At 71.6% G+C, this 1671-nt stretch carries 1 protein-coding gene and 1 pseudogene; both read left to right on the top strand.

What is annotated here, in order from left to right:
• A pseudogene (locus I59_RS22880) lies at window positions 1-672 on the top strand (hypothetical protein); the annotation flags it as partial.
• A gap of 91 nt (window positions 673-763) precedes the next feature.
• On the top strand, window positions 764-1671 hold a 908-nt coding region (locus tag I59_RS11785; RefSeq protein ID WP_022904041.1), incomplete at its 3' end, for a helix-turn-helix domain-containing protein.

The following is a 1671-nucleotide window of genomic DNA, read 5'->3' as shown; positions in this document are numbered from 1 at the left end:
CCCGTCGTGCAGCGGCTCGGTGGACAGGACCCCGTGCAGTGGGCGGTGTCGTTCGAGGGCGACGACGCCGGACGTCCGGCGCCGCCGATGCCCGAGCGGCTCGCCGAGTGGGCGGACGGGATCCGCGCCGACCAGGCGCGCGGCACGGACGGCCCGATGAGCGGCGAGTGGTGGACCTCGCCGCCCTGGCCCGCTCCGCAGACCTCCTCCGCACCCTTCGCTGACCTCGGACCGCTCGCCCTGTGGGCCGTCGAGGACTCGTTCGGCTGGCAGCGCGCCGAGGTCACCGAGGCACACGACGGGCGGGCCACGAGGACGATCGTCGTCGACCGGCTCGAGGACTGGGCCGAACTGTGTCGACGGTTCCCACTCGACGTCAGCAGCACGACGCGGCGTTGGGACTGGGGTGTCGCCACGGGACGGGAGGGCGCGTGGGTGATGCCGGACTGGACCGCTGCCGCAGCCGAGGTCGACGTCGTCGAGCTGACCGTCGCCGGCTGGTTCCGCTGCTCCGGGCTCGCCGTGCCGGTCGACGAGGACCGCGCGAGCGTCGTCGCCGGCTGGACGCCCGGCTCCCGGTACTGGCTCACCGAACCCGGTCCCGGACGTGGTGCGCACAGCACCTGGGGCCGCAGCCAGAACCACGGGCCCTGGGCACGCATCCCGGACTGACTTATCACAGACGGGATATTCCCGATCCGTTGCTGCGAGTTCGGCGAGTGATTTCACCCGTTTTATCTCACGAGCGTGTTAGCGTGCCATCATGACCGACACCACCATCGTCGCTCCCCCGACCACCCCGGCGCCCCTCCGCGAGGTCGGCGCCCTCATCCGGGGCGCGCGCAAGGGCCGCAGCATGACCCAGGCGCAGCTCGCCGAACGGGTCGGCACGAGCCAGAGCGCCATCAACCGGATCGAGCAGGGCGGGCAGAACCTCAGCCTCGAGATGCTCACCCGGATCAGCGACGCGCTCGACCAGCAGATCGTCTCGATCGGTGGAGCCCCGCAGCGCGCTCACCTCCGGGTGCAGGGCGGCCGGAAGCTCAGCGGCTCCATCGCGGTCAACTCGTCGAAGAACGCCGCCGTCGCGCTCCTGTGCGCCTCCCTGCTCAACCGGGGCGTCACGCGGCTGCACAGGGTCGCGCGCATCGTCGAGGTCGACCGCATCATCGACGTCCTCCGCAGCCTCGGCGCGAGCGTCACGTGGTCCGAGGACGGCGAGGTGCTCGAGATCGTCGCGCCGTCCGACCTCCGCCTCGACGCCATCGACGCCGACGCCGCCCGCCGTACCCGCAGCGTGCTCATGTTCCTCGGCCCGCTGAGCGGCCGGTTCGACGCCTTCCGCCTCCCGTACGCCGGCGGCTGCGACCTCGGTACCCGCACGGTCGAGCCGCACCTCATCGCGCTCCGGCCGTTCGGCGTCGACGTCGAGGCCACGAACGGCTGGTACGAGGTCGACGTGGCGAACAAGGACGTCCCGACGAAGTCGATCGTCCTGACCGAGCGCGGCGACACGGTGACCGAGAACGCGATCCTCGCCGCGGCCGCCCGCGACGGCGTGACGACGATCCGGAACGCCAGCCCGAACTACATGGTGCAGGACCTCTGCTTCTTCCTCGAGCTCCTCGGCGTGCAGGTCGAGGGCTTCGGCACCACCACGCTCCGGATCAC

It is taken from the genome of Curtobacterium sp. B8 (assembly GCF_000333315.1).
GTDB classification, from domain to species: domain Bacteria; phylum Actinomycetota; class Actinomycetes; order Actinomycetales; family Microbacteriaceae; genus Curtobacterium; species Curtobacterium luteum.
The sequence above is the reverse complement of the archived record's forward strand: the minus strand, read 5'-3'. Positions and strand labels throughout refer to the sequence as shown.